At 65.5% G+C, this 21,018-nt stretch carries 20 protein-coding genes; 15 read left to right on the forward strand and 5 right to left on the reverse strand.

Going from position 1 to position 21,018, the window contains the following annotated elements:
- Positions 1–64 precede the first annotated feature (64 nt).
- The 5 genes from ACVWYQ_RS33030 (at position 65) to ACVWYQ_RS33050 (ending at position 3,299) form a co-directional block, all read left to right on the forward strand.
- Positions 65–1,120, forward strand: coding sequence for a sugar phosphate isomerase/epimerase family protein (locus ACVWYQ_RS33030; RefSeq protein WP_271542112.1), 1,056 nt, complete (start codon positions 65–67; stop codon positions 1,118–1,120).
- 15 nt (positions 1,121–1,135) lie between these two features.
- Positions 1,136–2,311, forward strand: a complete 1,176-nt coding sequence (locus ACVWYQ_RS33035) for a Gfo/Idh/MocA family protein (RefSeq protein WP_271542111.1) — start codon at positions 1,136–1,138, stop codon at positions 2,309–2,311.
- A gap of 223 nt (positions 2,312–2,534) precedes the next feature.
- Positions 2,535–2,696, forward strand: coding sequence for a DUF2934 domain-containing protein (locus ACVWYQ_RS33040; RefSeq protein ID WP_157281972.1), 162 nt, complete (start codon positions 2,535–2,537; stop codon positions 2,694–2,696).
- A complete protein-coding gene (locus ACVWYQ_RS33045) occupies positions 2,693–2,878 on the forward strand; it encodes a hypothetical protein (RefSeq protein ID WP_246732151.1) in 186 nt (61 codons plus the stop codon). The genes ACVWYQ_RS33040 and ACVWYQ_RS33045 overlap by 4 nt, the downstream gene beginning before the upstream one ends.
- Before the next feature lie 142 nt (positions 2,879–3,020).
- Positions 3,021–3,299: a DUF2934 domain-containing protein gene (locus tag ACVWYQ_RS33050; protein WP_404543264.1), complete on the forward strand. Its 279-nt coding sequence runs from the start codon at positions 3,021–3,023 to the stop codon at positions 3,297–3,299.
- Positions 3,300–3,586: 287 nt separating this feature from the next.
- Here ACVWYQ_RS33050 and ACVWYQ_RS33055 read toward each other — a convergent pair whose 3' ends face one another.
- Positions 3,587–5,374 (reverse strand): peptide ABC transporter substrate-binding protein, encoded by a 1,788-nt coding sequence (locus tag ACVWYQ_RS33055; RefSeq protein WP_157281966.1) that lies wholly within the window; start codon positions 5,372–5,374, stop codon positions 3,587–3,589.
- 331 nt (positions 5,375–5,705) lie between these two features.
- Here ACVWYQ_RS33055 and ACVWYQ_RS33060 point away from each other — a divergent pair, with 331 nt between their 5' ends.
- The 8 genes from ACVWYQ_RS33060 to ACVWYQ_RS33095 all read left to right on the forward strand — a co-directional run bounded on the left by ACVWYQ_RS33060 (position 5,706) and on the right by ACVWYQ_RS33095 (position 13,590).
- On the forward strand, positions 5,706–6,488 hold the full coding sequence (locus ACVWYQ_RS33060; RefSeq protein ID WP_271542109.1) for a MetQ/NlpA family ABC transporter substrate-binding protein: 783 nt from the start codon (positions 5,706–5,708) through the stop codon (positions 6,486–6,488).
- Between the two features lie 160 nt (positions 6,489–6,648).
- On the forward strand, positions 6,649–7,686 hold the full coding sequence (locus ACVWYQ_RS33065) for a putative FMN-dependent luciferase-like monooxygenase (protein ID WP_271542108.1): 1,038 nt from the start codon (positions 6,649–6,651) through the stop codon (positions 7,684–7,686).
- A gap of 38 nt (positions 7,687–7,724) precedes the next feature.
- Positions 7,725–8,324 (forward strand): CMD domain protein, encoded by a 600-nt coding sequence (locus ACVWYQ_RS33070; RefSeq protein WP_442869322.1) that lies wholly within the window; start codon positions 7,725–7,727, stop codon positions 8,322–8,324.
- 11 nt (positions 8,325–8,335) lie between these two features.
- Positions 8,336–8,911, forward strand: a complete 576-nt coding sequence (locus ACVWYQ_RS33075; RefSeq protein ID WP_404543262.1) for an alkylhydroperoxidase domain protein — start codon at positions 8,336–8,338, stop codon at positions 8,909–8,911.
- A gap of 58 nt (positions 8,912–8,969) precedes the next feature.
- Positions 8,970–10,127: an ABC transporter substrate-binding protein gene (locus tag ACVWYQ_RS33080; RefSeq protein ID WP_275497129.1), complete on the forward strand. Its 1,158-nt coding sequence runs from the start codon at positions 8,970–8,972 to the stop codon at positions 10,125–10,127.
- 54 nt (positions 10,128–10,181) lie between these two features.
- Positions 10,182–12,005, forward strand: coding sequence for an ABC transporter permease (locus ACVWYQ_RS33085; RefSeq protein WP_456726968.1), 1,824 nt, complete (start codon positions 10,182–10,184; stop codon positions 12,003–12,005).
- Positions 12,005–12,853 (forward strand): ABC transporter ATP-binding protein, encoded by an 849-nt coding sequence (locus ACVWYQ_RS33090; protein ID WP_198399649.1) that lies wholly within the window; start codon positions 12,005–12,007, stop codon positions 12,851–12,853. The genes ACVWYQ_RS33085 and ACVWYQ_RS33090 overlap by 1 nt, the downstream gene beginning before the upstream one ends.
- The gene (locus ACVWYQ_RS33095) at positions 12,850–13,590 is read left to right on the forward strand and encodes an ABC transporter ATP-binding protein (protein ID WP_404543260.1); all 741 of its coding nucleotides are present in this window, start codon (positions 12,850–12,852) and stop codon (positions 13,588–13,590) included. Before ACVWYQ_RS33090 ends, ACVWYQ_RS33095 begins: the two co-directional genes overlap by 4 nt.
- A 144-nt stretch (positions 13,591–13,734) precedes the next feature.
- On the opposite strand, the gene ACVWYQ_RS33100 is transcribed toward ACVWYQ_RS33095, so the two are convergent.
- Entirely contained in the window at positions 13,735–15,249 is a 1,515-nt protein-coding gene (locus tag ACVWYQ_RS33100) for a helicase HerA domain-containing protein (protein WP_456726969.1), read from the reverse strand.
- 118 nt (positions 15,250–15,367) lie between these two features.
- On the opposite strand from ACVWYQ_RS33100, the gene ACVWYQ_RS33105 reads away from it, so the two are divergent.
- Positions 15,368–15,493, forward strand: coding sequence for a hypothetical protein (locus ACVWYQ_RS33105; protein WP_404543258.1), 126 nt, complete (start codon positions 15,368–15,370; stop codon positions 15,491–15,493).
- Positions 15,490–16,074 carry a LysE family translocator gene (locus ACVWYQ_RS33110; RefSeq protein WP_404543257.1) on the forward strand — a complete coding sequence of 195 codons (585 nt, stop codon included), beginning with the start codon at positions 15,490–15,492 and terminating at the stop codon, positions 16,072–16,074. Before ACVWYQ_RS33105 ends, ACVWYQ_RS33110 begins: the two co-directional genes overlap by 4 nt.
- A 27-nt stretch (positions 16,075–16,101) precedes the next feature.
- On the opposite strand, the gene ACVWYQ_RS33115 is transcribed toward ACVWYQ_RS33110, so the two are convergent.
- From ACVWYQ_RS33115 to fliI, 3 genes are all read right to left on the reverse strand, one after another.
- Positions 16,102–17,166 carry a ketopantoate reductase family protein gene (locus ACVWYQ_RS33115; RefSeq protein ID WP_036006955.1) on the reverse strand — a complete coding sequence of 355 codons (1,065 nt, stop codon included), beginning with the start codon at positions 17,164–17,166 and terminating at the stop codon, positions 16,102–16,104.
- A 1,042-nt stretch (positions 17,167–18,208) separates the two neighbouring features.
- Positions 18,209–18,844 carry a MarR family winged helix-turn-helix transcriptional regulator gene (locus ACVWYQ_RS33120; protein WP_157281942.1) on the reverse strand — a complete coding sequence of 212 codons (636 nt, stop codon included), beginning with the start codon at positions 18,842–18,844 and terminating at the stop codon, positions 18,209–18,211.
- Positions 18,845–19,654: 810 nt separating this feature from the next.
- Positions 19,655–20,980: a flagellar protein export ATPase FliI gene (gene fliI, locus ACVWYQ_RS33125; RefSeq protein WP_271542099.1), complete on the reverse strand. Its 1,326-nt coding sequence runs from the start codon at positions 20,978–20,980 to the stop codon at positions 19,655–19,657.
- Positions 20,981–21,018: the final 38 nt, after the last annotated feature.

The following is a 21,018-nucleotide window of genomic DNA, read 5'->3' on the forward strand; positions in this document are numbered from 1 at the left end:
GGCATCCTCGAACCAAGTGCGCGGAAAAGCGCGCCCCGGAAACGTCCAAGGAAGGAAGCACTCGATGAAGATGATCAAAGGGCCTGCGATATTCCTCGCTCAGTTCGCTGGCGATGCGGCGCCGTTCAATTCGCTCGATGCGATATGCGGATGGGCCGCCTCTTTTGGCTACAAGGGGATTCAGATTCCGAGTTGGGATGGGCGGCTCTTCGACTTGAACAAGGCCTCGGAGTCTCAGGCCTATGCCGACGAGGTGAAGGGCATTGCGGCTCGTCACGGCCTTTCCATCACCGAGCTTTCGACCCATCTGCAAGGCCAACTCGTCGCCGTTCACCCGGCCTATGATGCGGCGTTCGACGGCTTCGCAGCGCCGGACGTGCGTGGCAATTCCAAGGCCCGCACGGAATGGGCCGTCGATCAGGTCAAGCGCGCCATCCTGGCGTCCCGGCGGCTCGGGCTCAGTACGCAGGCGACGTTCTCCGGCGCGCTTGCCTGGCCCTATGTCTATCCCTGGCCGCAGCGTCCCGCCGGCCTGATCGAGACTGCCTTCGATGAGCTCGCCAGGCGCTGGCGGCCTATCCTCGACTATGCCGACGAGCACGGTGTCGATCTCGCCTATGAGATCCATCCTGGCGAGGACCTCCACGACGGTGTCTCCTACGAAATGTTCCTCGAGCGGGTGAACAATCATCCGCGCGCGACCCTGCTCTACGATCCCTCGCACTTCGTGCTGCAACAGCTCGACTATCTCGACTACATCGACATCTACCACCAGCGCATCAAGGCGTTTCACGTCAAGGACGCCGAATTCAATCCGACCGGTCGCCAGGGCGTCTATGGCGGGTTCCAGAGCTGGGTCGACCGTGCCGGCCGCTTCCGCTCACTCGGCGATGGTCAAGTCGATTTCGGCGCCATCTTCTCCAAGCTCACGCAATACGATTACGACAGCTGGGCGGTGCTCGAGTGGGAGTGTGCCCTGAAACATCCCGAGCAAGGCGCGGCCGAGGGCGCCGAGTTCATCCGAAACCATATCATCCGGGTGACGGAGAAAGCTTTCGACGATTTCGCAGGCAGCGGCGCTGACGCGGCTGCCAACCGCAAGATGCTCGGCATCTCCTAAAAGAGAGGGTGCAACATGGCGATCGAAGCAAGCAATGAAACCGGCGGCCATCGCCGTATCCGCCTCGGCATGGTCGGCGGGGGCCAGGGCGCCTTCATCGGTGCAGTCCACCGCATTGCCGCGCGCATCGACGACCAGTTCGAGCTGGTCGCCGGCGCGCTCGCGTCGGATCCGGCTCGCGCCAAGACTTCCGCAAAGGAGCTCGGTATCGCTGACGGCCGGGCCTATGGCTTTTTCGAGGAGATGGCGCGGGCTGAAGCGGCGAGAGCGGATGGCATCGAGGCGGTCTCGATCGTGACACCCAATCACCTGCACAGCCCGGTCGCGAAAGCTTTCCTCGAAGCCGGCATCCACGTCATCTGCGACAAGCCGCTGACGACGACCGTTGCAGAGGCCGAGGAACTGGTGGCGCTGGTCAGGAAGACCGGCAGGGTCTTCGTCGTCACGCACAATTACACTGGCTATCCCATGGTCCGGCAGGCGCGCGCCATAGTCGCGAATGGCGATCTCGGCGAGATCCGTCTCGTCAAGGTCGAGTATCTGCAGGATTGGCTGACCGAGCCATTGGAAACCAGCGGCCAGAAGCAGGCGGCGTGGCGCACCGACCCGTCCCGGTCCGGCGCCGGCGGGTGCATCGGCGACATCGGCACCCATGCTTACAATCTTGCCTGCTTCGTCACCGGGCTCGAGCTCGACGAATTGCTTGCCCAATTGTCGACCTTCGTCGAGGGGCGGCGGCTCGACGATGATGTGCAAATTCTCCTCAAGTGGAAGGGCGGCGCCAAGGGCATGCTGTGGGCGAGCCAGGTTGCCGTCGGTAATGAGAATGGGCTCACGCTGCGCGTCTACGGCAGCAAAGGCGGCCTCGAATGGGCGCAGGAGAATCCGAACCACCTGTGGTTCACACCCTACGGCAAGCCCAGGCAGCTCCTGACCCGCGGCGGGGCCGGCGCATCGGGCGAGGCCGCCCGCGTTAGCCGCATTCCATCGGGGCACCCCGAGGGCTACCTTGAAGGCTTCGCAACGATCTATGCCGAGGCGGCGCGCGCCATCCGCGCGGCAGCGGCCGGTGAAAAGCCGCATCCCGATGTCGTCTTCCCGACGGTCGAGGATGGCCTTGCCGGCGTGAAGTTGATCGATGCTGCGGTGAAGTCGTCCGCGGGTAATGGCGTCTGGGTTCGGATGACGTAACGGCCCACGTGCATCCGACATCGGCGCAATGCCGGGTGGAAAGGCATGCACGCCCCGGGACAAGCCGGCCATCCGGCACGGGCAGACGTGTAGGAACTCTTGCACATGGTTGAAACTTGACTCCGCGGGTCAGCATCGCCGCCGATCGCTGGCCTGCACGGCCCCGCCTCCAAGCCCCCCATACCCCCCAGGGTGGGGCCGTGCTTCCAAGCAGGAGGTGCAATTGTCCGAGCCGACCGAGCAAGAGATCAGAGAACGCGCGCACCAATTGTGGGAGCAGGCGGGCAAGCCCGAAGGCCGCGAGGAGGAATTTTGGCACGCGGCGGAGCAGGAGCTGCGCAACGAGGACGGGTCGAACACGCTGCGGACGCCGGATACGCTGTGACCGACAAGGCCTGCCCATTCTGCCAAGGTCTTGGATGGGTCTGCGAAAACCATCCGCTCCGGGTCTGGAGCGAGAAGCTCGGCGGCTGCCGCTGCGGCGAGGGCATGCCCTGCACCTGCAACACGACTGAGGATCCTGAAATCAGGGTGGTGGTCGTCGAAGCCGACACGACGTGGCACTAGCGGCGCCGGCGGCTTCGGCTGGACTGATGGTGCGACCTTCGTCCTTTCCGAAACGCCGCACCTCAGGGAACGGACCGTCGGGGAAGGGAATTTAGTCTCCGCACGGCTCCGACAAGAACCCTTTCCCACGGCAGTTTCGGCGGTGGACGAACAGAAGAAGCTAGAGCACCAGATCGAACTCGCAACGCGAGCGGCTTCGCTCGTCAGGGACGAAACCACCGGGCAACGCTTCAGGAGCTTCGCCGAGGAACTGAAACGAAAGCTGCTTCGCATGATGCGCCGTGGCAAGGTGCGCACACGCGCCTATGAGCTCTGGGAGCAGGCGGGACGGCCGATCAATCGCGAGTTGGAGTTCTGGCTCGAAGCCGAACGCCAGATCGAGGAAGAGCGTGAGGAGAAGAAGGGCTCGGGCGCTTCATAGCGCCAGGCGGGATCCGTGCCCGCTGCACGCGGTCTCGCGGGTGCCGCTCGCGCAAAGCAAGGAAAAAGCCGCCGGATTCTTCATCCTGACGGCTTCGCAAAGTCCGTAGCTGTTGATCGTCTTCCCAGCCTCGTGCGTACCGCCGTTACCTTGTTTGCGGCCATGCCCGATCTTTGTAGGCGATGGTGCGCGATTCCGCTGTGATCTGGAGCACACAGTGGACGGGATTCGGCATCGCGATCTGAATCCCGCGCTGCGCTGCAACCATAGGCGCGCTCACGAGCCCCTCAGGTCCGATACCACGCCGCCAGGTTCCACGTGATGGTGTCCCAGCCGGAGATGTCGATCATCAAATTGTTGGCGCCGGCGTTGACGACGTGGCGCGAGAGCAGGGGCAGGAACACGTTGGCCTCGCAGAAGATCTCGTCGACCTTCATCAGCAGCGCGGCGCGCTTGACCGGATCGAGTTCGTTCTGCGCGGCCTTGTAGGCCTTGTCGGCTTCGGGATCGGAATAGCGCGAATTGTTGCGGCCGAGCCATTTGTTGTCCTTGGTGGCGATCTCCCAGGACACGCACTGGTTCAAGAGGCGCTCCGGATCGGGCTGCGGCTGCGTGGTGTTGTACATCTCCATATCGGCATAGAATTTCGAGTAGGTGTCGGGATTGCCGACGTCGGATGAGAAGAACACGGAGGCGGTGACCGCCTTGATCTCGATGTCGATGCCGGCCTTCTGGCACGCCTGCTTGATGATGGCCTGCGTCTTCTGGCGCGGCGCGTTGGTCGAGGTCTGGAATACGTATTTGAGCTTCTTGCCGTCCTTCTCCCGGATGCCGTCCGCGCCCTTGGTCCAGCCGGCCTCGTCGAGGATCTTGTTGGCCTTGTCGATGTCGAACTCGTATTTCAGCTTCGGCGACTTGAACTGCTTGGGCGCGTTGACGAAGCTCGCGGTGGCGATGGCGGCGCGTCCGTAGATGAACTTCTGGATCGAATCGCGGTCGATCAGAACATTGATGGCGCGTCGAACGGCGGGATCGGACAGCGTCGGATGCTTGGTCTTGACGCTCGAGCGCTCGCCGTCGACCTCGGTCCAGGGGTCGGTCGTGTTGAGGATGATGAACTCGACATTGCCGGAAGGCGTGATGTCGAGCTTGCCCTTGCCGCCGGCCTCCATGCGCTTGAGGACCTCCTCCTCCACCTGCATGTTCCAGGCAAAGTCGTATTCGCCGGTCTGCAGCACGGCGCGCGCCGCAGACACCGCATCGCCGCCGCCCTTGATCTCGAGCATATCGAAATGCGGCTGGTTCTTGATGTGATAGTCGGGATTGCGCTCGGCGCGGATCATGTCGCCCGGCTTGAACTCGACGAATTTGTACGGGCCGGTGCCGACCGGCTTCAGATTGCCCGGCGCTTCACGCGACTTGGCCCCGACATACTCGCCGAAATGATGCTTCGGCAGGATCATCCCGACCGAGCCGACGAACGGATCGGCCCAGAACGGCGTCGGCGCCCGGAAGATCACCTTGACGGTGTGGTCGTCGATCTTCTCGACCTTGATGTCCTTGTAGGAGCCCGTGGTGTAGGCCGCGGTGGCGAGATCTGCGGCGTATTGCCAGGTGAAGACGACGTCGTCGGCGCTGAAGGGCTTGCCGTCATGCCAGGTCACGCCTCGCTTCAGCTTCCAGATCACGCTCATGCCGTCGGCCGCAAGGCCGCCGTTCGCCTTGGTCGGAGCCTCGGCGGCGAGGCAGGGGATGAGGTTGCCCTCCTTGTCCCAGCCGGCGAGCGGCTCGAAGAAGATGCGCGAGGCGATCTGGTCCTTGGTGCCGAGCGCGAAATGCGGATTGAGCAGCGTGGGCGCCTGCCAGAGCAGCATCTTGAGCGTGCCGCCGCCGCCGGCCTTGGCCGGCTTGTACGGCAGCGTGGCGTCAGCCATTGCGACGTCGTGCCAGACCAGGATTTGGCTCGCGATCGGCGCTGCGATTCCGACCGCGGCCATTGTCCTGATGAACGAGCGCCGCGACAGCGTGCCTTGCTTCACCTCTGCGACCAGATTGCGGATTTCGTTCTCGTTCATTGGATGATCCCCACTTCGTCGCCACCGGCTCAGTGCGCGCTAACTCAGCACGTCGGGCGTGGTGGAGTCAAAGAGAAGGACGCCGGCCCGGCTGCGGATGGAACGAAAGTGCAATCCGGGCTTCTTGCCACGAGCGGCAGCAGCCCTGCTTGCGCGGCGCTTCGTCCGGGTTACGCGCGCACTTTGTCGCACTCTGCATTCGTTTTCCGTTTGCGGCCGATTGGAGAAAGGCTGGCCCCGAGCCGCGCCCAATATGGATTTCCATTTCATTGATTTCGCATCGCAGAAAAGGGAATACGGTTCCGTTGCCGCAAGACCTAAGGAGACCAAGATGTCGTTTCGCTTTCCCCTGATTCTCTCTGCCGTGCTGGCCGCATGGTCCGCCGCAGCCGCGGCCGAGACCATCAAGATCGGCGTGACGCCCGGGCCGCATGCGCAGATCCTCGAAGCCGTGAAGCCGATCGCCGCCAAGCAGGGCCTCGACATCCAGCTCCTGGAGTTCTCCGATTACGTGGTGCCGAACGCGGCGCTCGATGCCGGCGAGATCCAGGCTAATTCGTTCCAGAACCAGCCTTACCTGGACAACCAGAAGGCCGACCGCGGCTACAAGATCGAATCCGTCGGCCTGACCGTGAACTTCCCGATCGGCGTCTATTCGAAGAAGCACAAGGCCTTCGGCGACATCCCCGCGGGCGGCAAGGTCTCGATCCCGAACGATCCAACCAATGGCGGCCGCGTGCTGCTGCTGCTGCGCGACAAGGGCGTGATCAAGCTGAAGGACGGCACCGGCTTCAAGCCGACCGTGCTCGACATCACCGACAATCCCAAGAAGCTGAAGTTCATCGAGGTCGACGCGGCGCAGGCACCGCGCGCGCTCGACGACGTCGATGCCGCCGCGATCAACACCAACTATGCAACCCAGGCGGGCCTCGATCCGGTCAAGGATCCGATCCTGCGCGAGGATCCGAAGGGGCCCTATGTCAACCTGATCGCGGTGCGCAGCGCCGACAAGGACAAGCCTTGGGTCAAGATCCTCGTGGACAGCTATCACACGCCTGAAGTCAAGGAGTTCGTCCTGACCAAGTTCAAGGGCGCGGTGCTGCCGAGCTGGTAGGCAATCTGCCTGCCCAGAGTCCACATCAAGGCGATCCGGCGGGCAGCCTTGCGATCAGCCTTGCGCAGGAATCTTGCGTATGTGCCCTGCGTAATGCCCGCTTGTCGGGAGCTGCGGCAACCGACATCATCGGGACCCATCCTCGCCCGACAGGGATCGTATGAAACGCTTTGCCAACCTGAAACGCCTGGGCTTCTTCACGCGGCTGCTCGACGAGGCGCCGGCGGCGGACCGCTATCGCTTCGCCGCCGAGCAGATCGTGCGCGCCGAAAAGGCCGGGCTCGATTCCGCGTGGATCGCGCAGCATCATTTCCATGAGCGCGAGGGCGGCCTGCCATCGCCCTTCACGTTCCTGGGTTATGTCGCCGCGCAGACCTCGCGCATCCGCCTCGGCACCGGCATCGTCACCCTGCCGCTGGAGAACGCGGTGCGGGTGGCGGAGGACGCCGCGGTGCTGGATCTCCTCTGCAACGGCCGCTTCGAGCTCGGCGTCGGCACCGGCGGCAACCCGTCGGCCTTCGCCGCCTTCGGCCTCGACAGCGCCCAGCGCAACGAGATCTTTGCCCGCAATCTGGACATCGTGCGCAAGGCCCTGACCGGCAAGCCGCTCGATGGCGGCGACACGCTCTATCCGCAGCGGCCGCAACTGGATAAGCGCATCTGGCAGGCGACGTTCTCCGTTGCCGGCGGCGCCCGCGCAGGCAAGGCCGGCGACGGCCTCCTGCTCTCGCGCACGCAGCCGCGGGCCAAGGATGCGCCGAACGCGACGCTCGCCGAAATCCAGAACCCGATCATCGACGCCTATCTCTCAGCGCTGCCGCCGGGCTGCGAGCCGCGCATCATGGCCTCGCGCAGCATCTTCGTTGCCGACGACCATCGCGAGGCGCTGCGCCTCGCCGATATCGGACTGCGCCGCGCGCTGCCGCAATTCATGAAGGGCGGACACCTTCCGCCGGGCGAGACACTGGAAGAGATGATCACCGCGTTCGACACCCATGTCGGCGATGCCGACCACGTCATCGCCTCGCTTCGTGCCGAGTCCACGCTGGAACGGGTGACCGATCTCGTCTTTCAGGTACATTCAGTGGATGCGCCGCATCCTTACGTCCTGCGCTCGATCGAGCTCGTCGCCGACAAGGTCGCCCCAGTGCTGGGCTGGGCCCGGACGGCCGCCAAAGACGTTGCCCTCGCAGGCTAGCCGGAAATGAATAGAGTCGCGTTGCACGAGGCTGAATGATGGCACCGAAAGATATCATCGACACGCTCGCCGGCATCGAGCCCGGCTCCACGCTCGACGCCATCCGCGCGCGCCGCCTGCAGGCGCGCGAGAATGCGCAGAAGAGCTATCTCGCTTTGTTCGAGCCGGTCGACGCCGGCGATATTTCGCGTACCGAACGCGCCGCGGTCGCGGCCTTCGTGACCGGGCTCCACGGCGAGTCCCCCGTTGCCGCCTTCTATCGCGACAAGCTCGCCGCAAACGCGGATGGCGCGCCTCTGCTCGATGCGATCAACGCCGAGATCGAGCGCGGCAAGACTTCGGGTCCATACGGCGCCTATCCGGCCGGTCCGTTGTCGATCGAGAACAAGGCCGGCTTGATCTATCGCGTCAGCGCGGAGCGCAAGCCTGTCCTCGGCCCCAGGCTAGTCGCAGCATTGGAGCACGCGCATCTCCTTGTCTTCCACCCGCGCGATGCCGCGTCCGCCGACATGAAGGCGCTGCTGGCTGCCGGCTGGTCGGCCACCGGCATCGTCACGTTGTCCCAGCTCGTTGCATTCCTGTCGTTCCAGGTGCGCGTCGTCAGCGGCTTGCGCACGCTCGCCGCCGCAAGCGCGTAGGAGGCCCAATCATGAGCACTGTCAATCCGCCCGTCGTCTTCACCCAGGACGAGCTCGGCTGGGTCTCGTGGATCGACCCGCTGCCCGAGGCCGAGCTGACCGAGCGGCACTACGCCGGCCTCGTCGACCGCGCCCGCGCCAAGTCGGAATATTTTCGTCTCTTGGTGCGCGATCCCGAAGTGCTGGAAGCCCGCACCAAGACCGACAAGGACATCTTCTACAACGTCGCCGACGGCCTACCGCGCGCCGAGCGCGAGCTCGCCGCTGCCGCGACCTCGCGCTTCAACGGCTGCATCTATTGCGCCTCCGTGCATGCGCGCTTCGCCAGCACCTATTCCAAGCGCCGCGACGACGTGCAGCGCCTGCTCGACGAGGGCGTTGGGGCCGATCTCGGCGAGCGCTGGAATGCGGTGGTCAAGGCCTCGGTGGCGTTGGCCGCAACGCCGATCGCATTCGGGCCTGACAATATCGCCGAGCTGCGCCGCGCCGATCTCGACGACGCCGAGATCGTCGACGTCATCAACGGCGCCGCGTTCTTCAACTGGGCGAACCGGCTGATGCTGTCGCTCGGCGAGCCCTCGAAATAGGCAATCTCACCGGCACGAGAATTGCTGCTGTATCAACATTGAATGGATGGAGCCGTGAATGAGCAACATCGATCGCCGTACCCTGGTCAAAGGCTCGCTCGCCGCCATGATGGCGGGCACAGCCTTCTCGCGCGCCGCACTGGCGCAATCCGCCGAGCCGATCCTGCTCGGGGTCAGCGGCCCCCTCACGGGACCGAACGCGCAATATGGCGCGCAGTGGAAGCAGGGCTTTGATCTCGCGCTCGACGAGATTCACGCCGCCGGCGGCATCAACGGCCGCAAGCTCGCCTACCAGTTCGAGGACAGCCAGAGCGATCCGCGCCAGTCGGTCGCGATCGCCCAGAAATTCGTCTCCGATCCTCGCATCGTCATGGAGCTCGGCGATTTCTCCAGTCCCGCCTCGATGGCGGCCTCCCCGATCTATCAGCGCGGCGGCCTGGTGCAGTTCGGCTTCACCAATTCGCACCCCGACTTCACCAAGGGCGGTGACTTCATGTGGAGCACGTCCGTGAGCCAGGCCGACGAGCAGCCGCTGCTGGCGTCCTACGCCGTCAGGCGGCTCGGCCTGAAGAAGCTTGCGGTGCTGCACCTCAACACCGATTGGGGCCGCACCAGCCGCGATCATTTCGTCAAGGCGGCCAAGGAATACGGCGCCGAGGTCGCGATCACCGAGGGCTACATCGCCGAGGAACGCGACTTCCGCTCTACCCTGGTGCGCGTGCGCGACGCCAGCCCGGACGGGCTGATCCTGATCTCCTATTATTCCGACGGCGCGCTGATCGCGCGCCAGGCGCGCCAGGTCGGCCTGAAGCAGACGATCTGCGCGGCCAGCTCGGTGTACTCGCCGAAATTCATCGAGCTCGGGGGCGAGGCGGTCGAGGACGTCCATCTCGGCACGCGCTATTTCCCGCAAGATCCGCGGCCCGAGGTGAGGAAGTTCATCGAGGGCTTCAAGGCCAAGTACAACGGGCAGGAGCCCGACGCCTTCAACGCCTATTCCTATGATGCGATGAACATGGCCGCTGCCGTGGTGAAGATCGGCGGCACCGACCGCCGCGCCATTCGCGATGCCTTCGCCAAGGTGAAGGACGTCTCCAGCGTCATCTTCGGAAAGGCGACGTTCGACGTCGAGAGCCGCCGCGTCAAGGGCGCCATGAACGCCGAACTCGTCGTGCGCAAGGGCCAGTTCGCGCTGTGGGACGGCAAGCCGACCTGATGTGATGGCCGAAGCGATCGCTCCGGCCGCTTTCTCCCTGATTAGGAATGCTGCGTGTCCTCCTGGCTCGACCACACCATCAACGGGCTGATCGTCGGCAATGTCTACGCGCTCGTTGCAGTCGGGCTCGCGCTGATCTTCGGCGTCAGCCGGCTGATCAACTTCGCGCAAGGCTCGATCTATCTGGTCGGCGCCTATATCGGCTGGATCGCGGTGGTGCTGCTGCACACGCCGCTGTCTCTCACCATCATCGTGGTCGCCGTGGCCGCGGCGATCGTCGGTCTGATCATCGAGCGGTTCGGTCTGCGGCCGCTGCAGAACTCGGTGCGGATCGCGCCGCTGCTCGCGACCATCGGCATCAGCTTCGTGCTTGATCAATTGGTGATGCTGATCTTCTCGCCCAATCCGCGCGCGTTGCCGAGCCAGTTGCCCGATGTCCGCTTCCAGGTCGGTGGCGGGACGATTGGGCCGCTTGATCTGCTCATTGCCGGCGTCGGCCTCACCAGTGCGCTGCTGCTGTTCGTGTTCCTGCGCTACACCAAGCTCGGCTGGGCCGTGCGTGCCACCGCGCAGGACCGCGACGCCGCCATGCAGATGGGCGTCGACGTCAACCGGGTCAATCAAGCCGTGTTCGGTATCGCGGCGGCGCTGGGCGGCGTCTCCGGCATGCTGGTCGGCATGTACTACAACCAGATCGATACGGCGATGAGCCTTCAGGCGACGCTCAAGGGCGTCGTCGCGGAAGTCGTCGGCGGCGCCGGCAACGTGCCGGGCGCGGTGATCGGCAGCCTGCTGCTGGGCCTCGTCGAGAGCTACGGCGTCGCCGTGCTCGGCACCAGCTACCGCAATTTGTTCGCGTTCCTGCTGCTCGTCGTCGTGCTCGTGCTGCGGCCGAACGGCCTGTTCGTCAGCGCACGGCAGGCGCCGCCCGAGCCGCTCACCGGCACGTTCATCGCGCCGAGCCGCCCGGTGAATATTCCGCGCTGGGCGCTGTTGGCCGCCGTTGCCGGCTTTGCGATCCTGCCGCTGTTTCCGGTGTCCTTCTACGTGCTCCAGACCCTGATCAACGCCTGGCTGCTCGGCATGCTCGCGCTCAGCCTGACGCTGGTTGCGGGCACGATGGGGCAGGTCTCGCTCGGGCATGCTGCGCTGCTTGCGATCGGCGCCTACACCTCCGCATTGCTGTCGCTGACGCTGGCCGTTCCGGCCGGACTTGCCGTCATCGGTGGTGGCCTGATGAGCGCCGCGCTCGGCACGCTCCTGATCTCGCCGTCCTTCCGCCTGCGCGGGCATTACGTGTCGATCGCGACGCTCGCGATCGGCGAGATCGTGGCGCTGGTGATCCTGAACTGGGAGAGCGTGACGCGCGGCCCGATCGGCATCTCCGGCATTCCGCCGCTGGCTCTATTCGGCTATGACCTGATCAGCCCGACCTCGGTCTATTGGTTCAGCCTTGCGGTGATGGTCGTGCTGGCGCTGCTGCAGGGGCGGCTGCTCACCTCGCATCTCGGCCGCAGCTTTCGTGCCATCCGTGACGACGACATCGCCGCGCGCGCCTATGGCCTCAGCCTGAATCGCTACAAGTCGATCGCCTTCATCTTCGGCGGCTTCGCCGCCGGCGTCAGCGGCGGCATCGCCGCGCATCTTTATTCCTACATCAACCACGAGACCTTCAACACGCAGCAATCCATCCTGGCGCTGACCGTCGTGATCCTCGGCGGCCTCGGCAACGTCGTCGGCGCGATTGTCGGGTCGGTCGCGCTGGTCGGCCTGCCGGAGGTGTTCCGGATCGCGGCGGAGTATCGCATCCTGATCTACGGCATCGTTCTCTTGCTGCTGGTGCGGTTCAGGCCGCAGGGCCTGTTGGGAACGGTCTGATGGAGAAGCAGCTTCACGCCATGCTGTCCCTGCGCGGCCTGACGCGCCGTTTCGGCGGCCTCACCGCGGTCGATACGATCGACCTCGATCTCGCCAAGGGCGAACTGATCAGCATCATCGGCCCGAACGGCGCCGGCAAGACGACGCTGTTCAATCTCGTCACCGGGCTTGACCGGCCCGATGCCGGCACCGTCAGCTTCGAAGGGCAGGACATCACCGGCCTGTCCCCGGAGCGGCTCGCGGCCGAAGGCATCGCGCGCACCTTTCAGCTCGGCCGCGTGTTCGGCAATCTCAGCGTCATGGACAATGTCCTGATCGGCGCGCACACGCGGCTGCGCGCCGTGAAGCCGGCCGTGCCGGTGATCGGTCCGCTGCTGGAATTGGGTCTGGCCCTGCTGCGTCCCTCGCGCGTCAGGGCCGAGGAAGAGCGGCTGCGTGAGGAGGTCAAAGCGATCCTCGCCCGTTTCGGCGAGCGGCTGCTGCCGCGCATCGACCAGCCCGCCTATAGCCTCTCCTATGCCAACCGCCGCCGCGTCGAGATCGCGCGTGCGCTCGCGCTGAAGCCGCGGCTGCTTCTGCTCGACGAGCCCACCGCCGGCATGAACCCGACCGAGACCGCGGAGATGCAGGGGCTCGTCGCCGAATTGAAAGCCGAAGGGCTGACCATCCTGCTGATCGAGCACAAGCTGGAGATGGTGATGCGCCTGTCCGACCGCGTCATCGTCATGGACGAGGGCAAGAAGATCGCGGAAGGGCCGGGCGAGCAGGTGCGAACCGATCCCAAGGTGATCGAGGCCTATCTCGGTCACGGGCTATCAGGGGCGGCGGAGCAGGAGAGCGCGGCATGACGAACTCTACTCCCGAACCGCTGCTGGCTTTGTCTGATGTCAACACCTTCTACGGCCAGGCCCAGGTGCATTTCGACCTGTCGATCACGGTCGCGCGCGGCCACATCGTCTGCCTGCTCGGCGGCAATGCGAGCGGCAAGTCGACGACGATGAAGATCATCTTAGGCCTGGTGAAGCCCCGATCGGGCGAGGTGACGTTCGACGGCGCTTCGCTGATCGGGCTCACCACGCCGCAGATCGTCCGCCGCGGCATCGCCTCGGTGCCGGAGGCGCGGCGGCTGTTCGCCGACATGAGCGTGCGCGAGAACATCCTGATGGGCGCCTTCGTGCGCAACGACCGCGACGCCATAGCGCAGGATCTCGACAGGATGCTGACGCTGTTCCCGAAGCTCGGCCAGCGGCTGTCGCAGCGCGCCGGCTCGCTGTCCGGCGGCGAGCAGCAGATGGTGGCGATGGCGCGTGCGCTGATGAGCCGCCCGCGCATGATCGTGATGGACGAGCCGACCATGGGCCTGTCGCCGCTTTATGTCGATCGCGTGCTGGAGCTGATCCGCAGCATCAACCAGGCGGGCGTCTCGGTGTTCATGGTCGAGCAGAACGCCAGCCTCGCGCTCGAGATCGCGCACGAGGCCTATGTGCTGCAGACCGGCAAGATCGTGCTGTCTGGCCCCGCGCGCGCACTGAAGGACGACCCCCGCATCCGCGACGCCTATCTCGGCGGCTCCGAGGCGGCCTGACGGTCCCAACCTCTCCCGCTTGTGGGAGAGGTCGCGCCGAAGGCGCGGGTGAGGGCTCTTGGGGGCTGTCCCTTTGCGGAGAGACCCTCTCCCCAACCCTCTCCCGCAAGCGGGAGAGGGAGCGCATCTCATTCGTAGTACCAATCAAGCCGACGCCGCGCTCGCGACCTGCTCCGCTGGCTGATCATCTCCGTTGGGATCGCCCGGCGCGGTCGCCCAGGCGAGCTCCACCAGCGTCACGATCCGGCGGCCGCCGCCGTCGAGCTGGACGACGATCAGGCCCTGCTCCTCCATGTAGCCGAGCAGGCGCTGTGCGCGGCGCAGCGAGTGCGAGCCGTAGGCGCGGGCGATTGCGGCATCGCCGGGGCAGGGCCAGCCTTCCTTCGCCGCGCGCGCGATCATCATGAACACGCCCTGCATGTCATCGGGCAGGATCGAGGCGCGCAGCGCCACGTCCTGCCAAGCGTCGTCTGCAGTGAGTTCCGTCCCGAGCCCGGCGCGCGCATGCGTCAGCATGCGCCGGAATTCGTTGAGATCGGGCACCGCCGCCCCTAAGCCCTCGATGCGGCAGCGGACCACGAACTCCTGATAGAGCACGCCGATGGCGCGGAAGCCGGCATCGGGCTCGGCCATCACGGCACGCAGCGTGCGATCCACGCGCTCGCGCCGCTCGGCGAGCTCTTCGGCACTGACGGGAGCCTCGACCGCCTCTAGCCGAATCTCCGGCATCGCGGCGGCCTTCGCCGCGCGAAGCTGCTCGAGCAGATCCGGAGCCGGCCGTCGCTGCGGCCGGCTGGCATCGGGCGGCGGTGCGGCGAGGATGACCGCGCGGGCATCTTCAAGCGTGGCTTCCGGCAGCGGCATCAGCCGCGGCGTCGAATTGCGCGGGCTGGTCTCGGTCGGGCCGATGTTGAGGCGCAGCGGCCGGCGCGACAGCGCAGGCCCCAGCGCCATGAACTGGCCGCGCTCGAGATCGCGGAAGGCTTCCGCCTGCCGCCGCTCCATGCCGAGCAGGTCGGCGGCGCGCGCCATGTCGATGTCGAGGAAGGTCCGCCCCATCAGGAAGTTCGAGGCTTCCGCCGCGACGTTCTTGGCGAGCTTGGCCAGGCGCTGGGTCGCGATGATGCCGGCAAGCCCGCGCTTGCGGCCGCGGCACATCAGATTGGTCATGGCGCCGAGCGAGAGCTTGCGTGCTTCGTCCGAGACTTCGCCCGCCACCGCCGGCGCAAACAGCTGCGCTTCGTCGACGACGACGAGCATCGGGTACCAATGATCGCGGTCGACGTCGAACATCCCGCCAAGGAACGCAGCCGCGCGCCGCATCTGGTTCTCGGCATCGAGACCTTCGAGATTGAGCACGGTGGAGACGCGATGCAGCCGTGCGCGCTCGCCCGCGACCTGGAGGCCGCGCTCGGTGTGATCCTCGGCCTCGATCACCAGATGGCCGAAGCGCTCGGCCAGCGTGACGAAGTCGCCCTCGGGATCGATGATGGCCTGCTGCACCCAGGGCGCGCTCTGCTCCAGCAGCCGCCGCAAGAGATGCGACTTGCCGGAGCCCGAATTGCCCTGCACCAGGAGACGGGTCGCCAGCAGTTCCTCGAGGTCCATGGCGGCCGCGGCGCCTGCCGTGGTCTGCCCCATCTCGATCGCAACCGTCATGTCCCCGACTCAAAGTCCGTCATTCGCGGACAGCGGCTTATCAATCCAGCCGCGGCGCGTCGAGCGCTCCAGCGCGAATCAGGCGGTGTTGCCCACGCCAAAACCGGAAAGCTCCGCCGTGCGCGGCAGGAACCCGGTGCCGAACGGCGCCGGCTTGGGGAAGATGGTGCAGACCGCCATCGCTCGGCCCGAAATGACGCAGATCAAGATCGACCGGCCCGAGACCTGCTATCCGGCCGTATGACCTTTCTGACCTTCTTCACGGCGACCTATTTCCTGCTGGCGGTGCCGGGGCCGACCAACACCCTGCTGGCGACATCGGGGGCGGGAGCGGGCATCTCGCGCTCCCTTCATCTGCTCGCGGCGGAACTGTGCGGCTATCTGCTGGCGATCGCGGTGCTGCGGCTGGCGCTCGGTCCAATCATCAGCGACATCCCGATTGCGGCGCTGCTGCTCCGCGTCGCCGTGACCATCTACATCCTGTGCCTTGCGGTCATGCTCTGGCGCGTCAACACGCGCGAGCTGCGCGGCGGCGCTGCGGTGACGTTCGGTCAGGTGCTGCTGACGACGCTGCTCAACCCGAAAGCACTGGTCTTCGCGTTCCTGCTGCTGCCGCTCGGGGCCGGACCGCTCGAACTGCTGCCGTGGCTCGGCGTGATCGCGCTTCAGATTCTCACCGCCGGCGCGGCGTGGATCATTCTCGGCGCAACGCTCGGACGTGGCGCCCGTCGCCTCGGGCGCCCTGACCTCGTCACGCGCACCGGCGCGGTCACGCTGGTCGCGGTGACCGGGCTGATCTGGCTGCAATCCTTCCTGGTTGCCTGAGCGCCGGCGTTGCCGGGGCGCGCCGCGCTACTGCGCGCCGGAGCCGCCCTGCACGATCTTCTCGTTCAGCTTCTGGTCCACGGTGTCGACGGTGCGGTCGATCTCGGCGTTGGGTACGCCGAGCTGATGCGAGATCAGCTTCACGAGCAGGTCGACACGCTCGATGAAGGGGGCGCCGCTCGCGACCGCGCGCGCGGCCGATGACGGCTTGAGCAGGCTCTCCGCGGCCTTGGCGTATTTCGCGAACGGCACCTGGTCCTGCGGATCGGCGCCGAGGCGGCGCGCGATCGCATCGACATGGTCGTAGATCGTCTGCGAACGATTGAGATCGCCGTGCACGGCGTCGCGGATCGACTGCGGCTCGTTCGGCGTGATGCAGCGGTAATTGCCGGTCAGCAGCATCGACCATTTCGCCAGCGGCACGAACAGGGAATCGAACACTTTCAGCTTCACCGGCACGTCGTGGCCGTCGAGCGTCACCGCGTCGATGTCGGCCTCCAGCTCGCGCAGCAGCTTGTTGTGCTTCTCGTCGGCGAAGACCGACGCCTTGAAGTTGGTGGGCAGGCCGACATGCAGCACGTTGGCGGCCTCTTCCGGCGGCCGGAAGGCCTGCGGGTCGGGCGAGCACAGCGTCACCAGCCCGGGCTCAAACCGCTCCCACACCTGCGCATTGGTGTAGGCCTCCTCGAGATCCATGTCGGCGAGTGCCGGAATCCGCTTCAGATAGGGCAGGGGCGGCATGTTCATGATCGACAGGCACGGCAGCTTCGCCGCGGCAATCTTGACCATGAGGACGCGCACCGTGTGGTTGGTGTATTGCGGCTCCTGCATCGCGAGGCCGACCAGATCGTAGCGGGAGAGGTCGACATTGGCCGGCGTCACCGCGTCGAGCTTGCCAGGGAGGTTGCGGGAGAAGATCGCCCGGTGCACCGCCTCGTCGCGCAGCTTGATGCGCACCTCGGTACCGTCGCGGTTGATCAGCTCCGCGGTCTTGGCGCGGCAGACCAGGGTCACGTTGTGCCCGGCCATCAGCAGCTTCGTGCCCAGCAGGGAGCCGTAAGAAGCCCCAAGAATCAATATGTTGCGCGCCATGCTCCGTCCCCTGGAAATCTGTGTGATTTTTGCGGCCCCGGCCGTCATCCGCGGGGCGACTTGGCGGCATGTAAAGCGAACTGCGGGGGGATGGCAACTGGGATAATGCATACAAGGCTGCCAGGCTTGGCGCGGCCCCGCCCGACGTCTCGCGCTTTGCGACCTGCGCTCCAGGGCGGCTGCGCGACCGTGCCTGTTTCGCCCGCCGTCAACCCGGTCAGGCAAAAATATTCCGCTTTACCGAAATTCGGAAATGGCGTATGTGTCGTCTATCCCGGCTCAATCTCGAGGGGCGATCATGAGGTCGTCATTGTCGCGAGCCGGGCTTGCGGTGGACGCGGCAGCGTCGGGCGCGAAGGGTAGCGGGCAGGGAGGGTAGTCCCCGGTGAGCTCGTAACCGCGCGCGGACGAACGGCGCTGCTAGGTCTCGTCTCGTCTTGCAAGTTTCCGGCGCTGTCGACGGTGCCAGGGAATGCTGCGGCGAAATGGCGGGCCGTGCGTACGGCAAAACCGTGTGGTCCTGGCCGTCGTTGCTACGGTCAAGCTCTTGCGGAGGCGGTAGTCGCGTCAACCGGCGCGGGCGCCGGTGAATTCCGCGAGCGCGAGGGAGGCCCGAAGGAACTCGGCTCCCGGGAGAGCACGGCATAAGCCGTCCGACCATCGCGCAGGGAAGGCCGAGTGATTGGCACCACCTGTATGCTGCTGTGCGGTTTTCTGCGTGTGCGTTTTGCGCAGCAGACCGCGGGTGCGAGGTCAGCACCCGGTCTTCCCTGCGCCCTCTTGCCGATGAGGGCGGCGAGACGAAGCAAAGCTCGGGCGAAATCAGCCGCGGGGATGCGAAGGCATGTCTGCAGGCTGACACGAGAGTTGGTGAATGACCATGCGACCTCATATTCCGTCATTGCGAGCGAAGCGAAGCAATCCAGAATCCCACCGCGGAGAGACTCTGGATTGCTTCGCGGAGCCTGTCATCGGGCCGCGCTTCGCGCGGACCCGTTGGCTCGCAACGACGATATTGATGGAGCGCCGCTTCTTGGCAGCCTCAGCCCTGGCTCGCCATGCGGTCGCGGTCGAGATGCTGCTCGATCTTGGGGCGGTCACGGGTGCGCTCGAAGCTGGTGCAGAGCAGCTCGGTCTCCTCGAGCGAGATCGGAGCACGATAGAGCCGGCACATGAATTCGGCGTTTCCGCGTCCCTTGGAGGTAGCCGGGCCGCGCTCTGCGAGAAACATGCAGTCCCGGCAGATGCTCGCTTCGAGCCGCTGATGGGCTGCATCGAGGTGATTGAGGATCTCGCGGAGAGAGTCGCGCAGCCTGATGCACTCCTCGGTCCCGAGCGACGTCACCGCGTTGACTACGTGATTGATCGGGTCGTGCTGGTTCAGGCACTTCTCACCCTGGGACGTGACGTGGAGGACGACGGAACGCTTGTCCTCATGCGACGGCTTTCGCACCAGGAACGACTTGCTCTCCAGAGTCTTCACGATCTGCGACGCCGTCGCGCGTGTGGCGCCGATGAAGCCGGCCAGTGCGGACGGCGTGCGCGAAAACCTGTTGGCGCGCCCGAGAAAGCGCAGCGCCATCCATTCCCGATCGCGCAATCCATGCTGATTGCCCTCGAAATACCAAGCCCGCGCCGCCTGAACCAGCAGCTCGACGGCTTCCCGCGCCAATGGCATGAATCTACCTCGTCCCCGGAACTTCGTCTGCGGCGTCCCGAAGCCGCTTTGCGCCCTGAGTGTCAGACGAGCATGCCCTGTCGAACTCTCGCACAATGGCGCGGATCGCACCGCGCCCGACCTCGGCCGATGAGCGTCGCATCGTCCGCAGCGAGAAGCCGTATCGCTGATGACATGCCAACAGCGTGGTCGTCGCGCGGGAGCTCGGGTTGCCGTCGCCGGCAAACCGTGGAACGGAGTAGCTCAACCGAAGCCCCCAAAGTTCAAGTCACAAGCAGACGTTTCTTATACTCAACCAAAACGATGGATGAGCTTCTCAACAAAATCAAGTAGAGACCCTCTCACAGGCTGGATGTCGTCGCAGGCGAATGTAACGTTCAAGGGCAATCTCGTTGTTCGGGACACATGATGGTGAACGCAATACATGGCGCGGCGAGTAATATGCACTCGATATTGTGAGAGTTTGATTGCACGCGCGTTGTTGTCTTGCGTTGATGCAAACTGATCGAAGCTTGTGCATCACGATGACGTTTGGCGGCACGTCATCCACAACTTGTGCGTTCTGCCGCGGAATCGTCGAGGGAACTCATTGGAATTGCACGCGGCGGTTGTTCCCGTCGTGCTTGCAGAATAGACTCTTCGATCGCTTGCACAGCGCTTGCCAGCTCGTGCACACCCGAACGGCGAATTCGCTCACTACGAAGATCGGTGTGCCTGTGTGCACGCGCATGCGCTGGAAGCGTAGCGACATGCGCAATCTCTTGTCGAAAACCACGGGCAGGGCGGACGGCGCCTCACCCTCTCCACCCGTCAGTCGCCCTTGAGCATGTCCCGAAGCTCGCGGAACGGATCGGCGCTCGGCGGAGCCGACGCGCCCTGTCGCATCGCGTTGTAGATTCGCGGAACCATCTCGACCGCCTGGTCGAGGCCCGAATCACGTCCCGGCTGATAGCCGCCCATCAGGCGAAGGTCGCGCGTGTCCTCGTATTTCGCGATCATGGCGCGCAGCTTGCTCACCAGTTCGCGCTCCTCGGGGTCCCAGACGTTGTGGGCGAGGCGGGAGACCGAGGCCAGAACGTCGACGGCCGGATAGCGCGCCTGGTCGGCGATGTGCCTTGAGAGCACGATGTGCCCATCGAGCGTGCCGCGGATGGTGTCGGCGATCGGCTCGTTGTGATCGTCGCCATCGACCAGCACGGAGAAGATCCCGGTGATGGTGCCGGATCCCTCCTCGCCCGGACCGGCGCGCTCGAGCAGGCGCGGCAGATCGGTGAAGACCGTCGGCGCGTAGCCGCGCGCCACCGCGGGCTCGCCGGCGGCGAGCGCGACCTCGCGGGCGGCGTGGGCAAAACGGGTGATCGAATCCACCATCAGCAGGACCGATTCGCCGCGGTCGCGGAAATATTCGGCCACCGCCATCGCCGTCTTCGGCGCCAGTCGCCGCATCATCGGGCTTTCGTCCCCCGTCGAGACGATTGTGACAGCGCGATGACGGTCGTTGCCCAGCACGTCCTCGATGAACTCGCGCACCTCGCGGCCGCGCTCACCGACCAGGGCCAGCACGACGGTGTCGAAGCCCTGGCTGCGGGCGAGCATCGCGAGCAGCGTCGATTTACCGACGCCCGATCCGGCAAAGATGCCGACGCGCTGGCCGGCGCAGACCGGCGCGAACAGGTCGATGACGCGTACGCCGGTGCGCAGCGGCTTGTGCACGCGCGCACGCTTCATGGCCGACGGCGCCTCCGCCTCCGCCGAGACCGCCTGCGACCCTTGCGTGAGCGGCCCCTGTCCGTCCAGCGGCGCGCCGAGGGCGTTGATGACGCGGCCCTTCCAGCTCGGATCGGGCGCAAAGGACAGCGGCGGCATGCGGGAGGCGACCGAGCCGAGCCCGCCCGCGAACTGCCGGTCGAACGGCTTGGCGATGATGCCGTCGCTGTCGATCCGCACCACCTCGCCGATCTGGCGCTTACCGCCGCAATGGACGCCGATGAGCTCGCCGAGCCTGACGAAGCGCGACAGGCCGGAGACGCGAAAATGCGTCGGCGCGATCTCGGAGATCGCGCCACTGACGCTTGCCAGGGGAGTGCTCTGCTGAAGCTCCAGCAGCGCCCACTCGAGTTGCCGAAGAGCGTTCAAGGAAACCGTCCAACCTCATCCTGCGCGCTTGGCGCGCA

The organism is Bradyrhizobium sp. USDA 3397 (assembly GCF_054060965.1).

Excerpts from the sequence above, each read along its gene's own strand:
- ACVWYQ_RS33030 (WP_271542112.1), top strand. The coding sequence starts at position 65 with ATGAAGATGATCAAAGGGCCTGCGATATTCCTCGCTCAGTTCGCTGGC.
- ACVWYQ_RS33035 (WP_271542111.1), top strand. The coding sequence starts at position 1,136 with ATGGCGATCGAAGCAAGCAATGAAACCGGCGGCCATCGCCGTATCCGC.
- ACVWYQ_RS33055 (WP_157281966.1), bottom strand. The coding sequence starts at position 5,374 with ATGAACGAGAACGAAATCCGCAATCTGGTCGCAGAGGTGAAGCAAGGC.
- ACVWYQ_RS33060 (WP_271542109.1), top strand. The coding sequence starts at position 5,706 with ATGTCGTTTCGCTTTCCCCTGATTCTCTCTGCCGTGCTGGCCGCATGG.
- ACVWYQ_RS33065 (WP_271542108.1), top strand. The coding sequence starts at position 6,649 with ATGAAACGCTTTGCCAACCTGAAACGCCTGGGCTTCTTCACGCGGCTG.
- ACVWYQ_RS33070 (WP_442869322.1), top strand. The coding sequence starts at position 7,725 with ATGGCACCGAAAGATATCATCGACACGCTCGCCGGCATCGAGCCCGGC.
- ACVWYQ_RS33075 (WP_404543262.1), top strand. The coding sequence starts at position 8,336 with ATGAGCACTGTCAATCCGCCCGTCGTCTTCACCCAGGACGAGCTCGGC.
- ACVWYQ_RS33080 (WP_275497129.1), top strand. The coding sequence starts at position 8,970 with ATGAGCAACATCGATCGCCGTACCCTGGTCAAAGGCTCGCTCGCCGCC.
- ACVWYQ_RS33090 (WP_198399649.1), top strand. The coding sequence starts at position 12,005 with ATGGAGAAGCAGCTTCACGCCATGCTGTCCCTGCGCGGCCTGACGCGC.
- ACVWYQ_RS33095 (WP_404543260.1), top strand. The coding sequence starts at position 12,850 with ATGACGAACTCTACTCCCGAACCGCTGCTGGCTTTGTCTGATGTCAAC.
- ACVWYQ_RS33100 (WP_456726969.1), bottom strand. The coding sequence starts at position 15,249 with ATGACGGTTGCGATCGAGATGGGGCAGACCACGGCAGGCGCCGCGGCC.
- ACVWYQ_RS33110 (WP_404543257.1), top strand. The coding sequence starts at position 15,490 with ATGACCTTTCTGACCTTCTTCACGGCGACCTATTTCCTGCTGGCGGTG.
- ACVWYQ_RS33115 (WP_036006955.1), bottom strand. The coding sequence starts at position 17,166 with ATGGCGCGCAACATATTGATTCTTGGGGCTTCTTACGGCTCCCTGCTG.
- ACVWYQ_RS33120 (WP_157281942.1), bottom strand. The coding sequence starts at position 18,844 with ATGCCATTGGCGCGGGAAGCCGTCGAGCTGCTGGTTCAGGCGGCGCGG.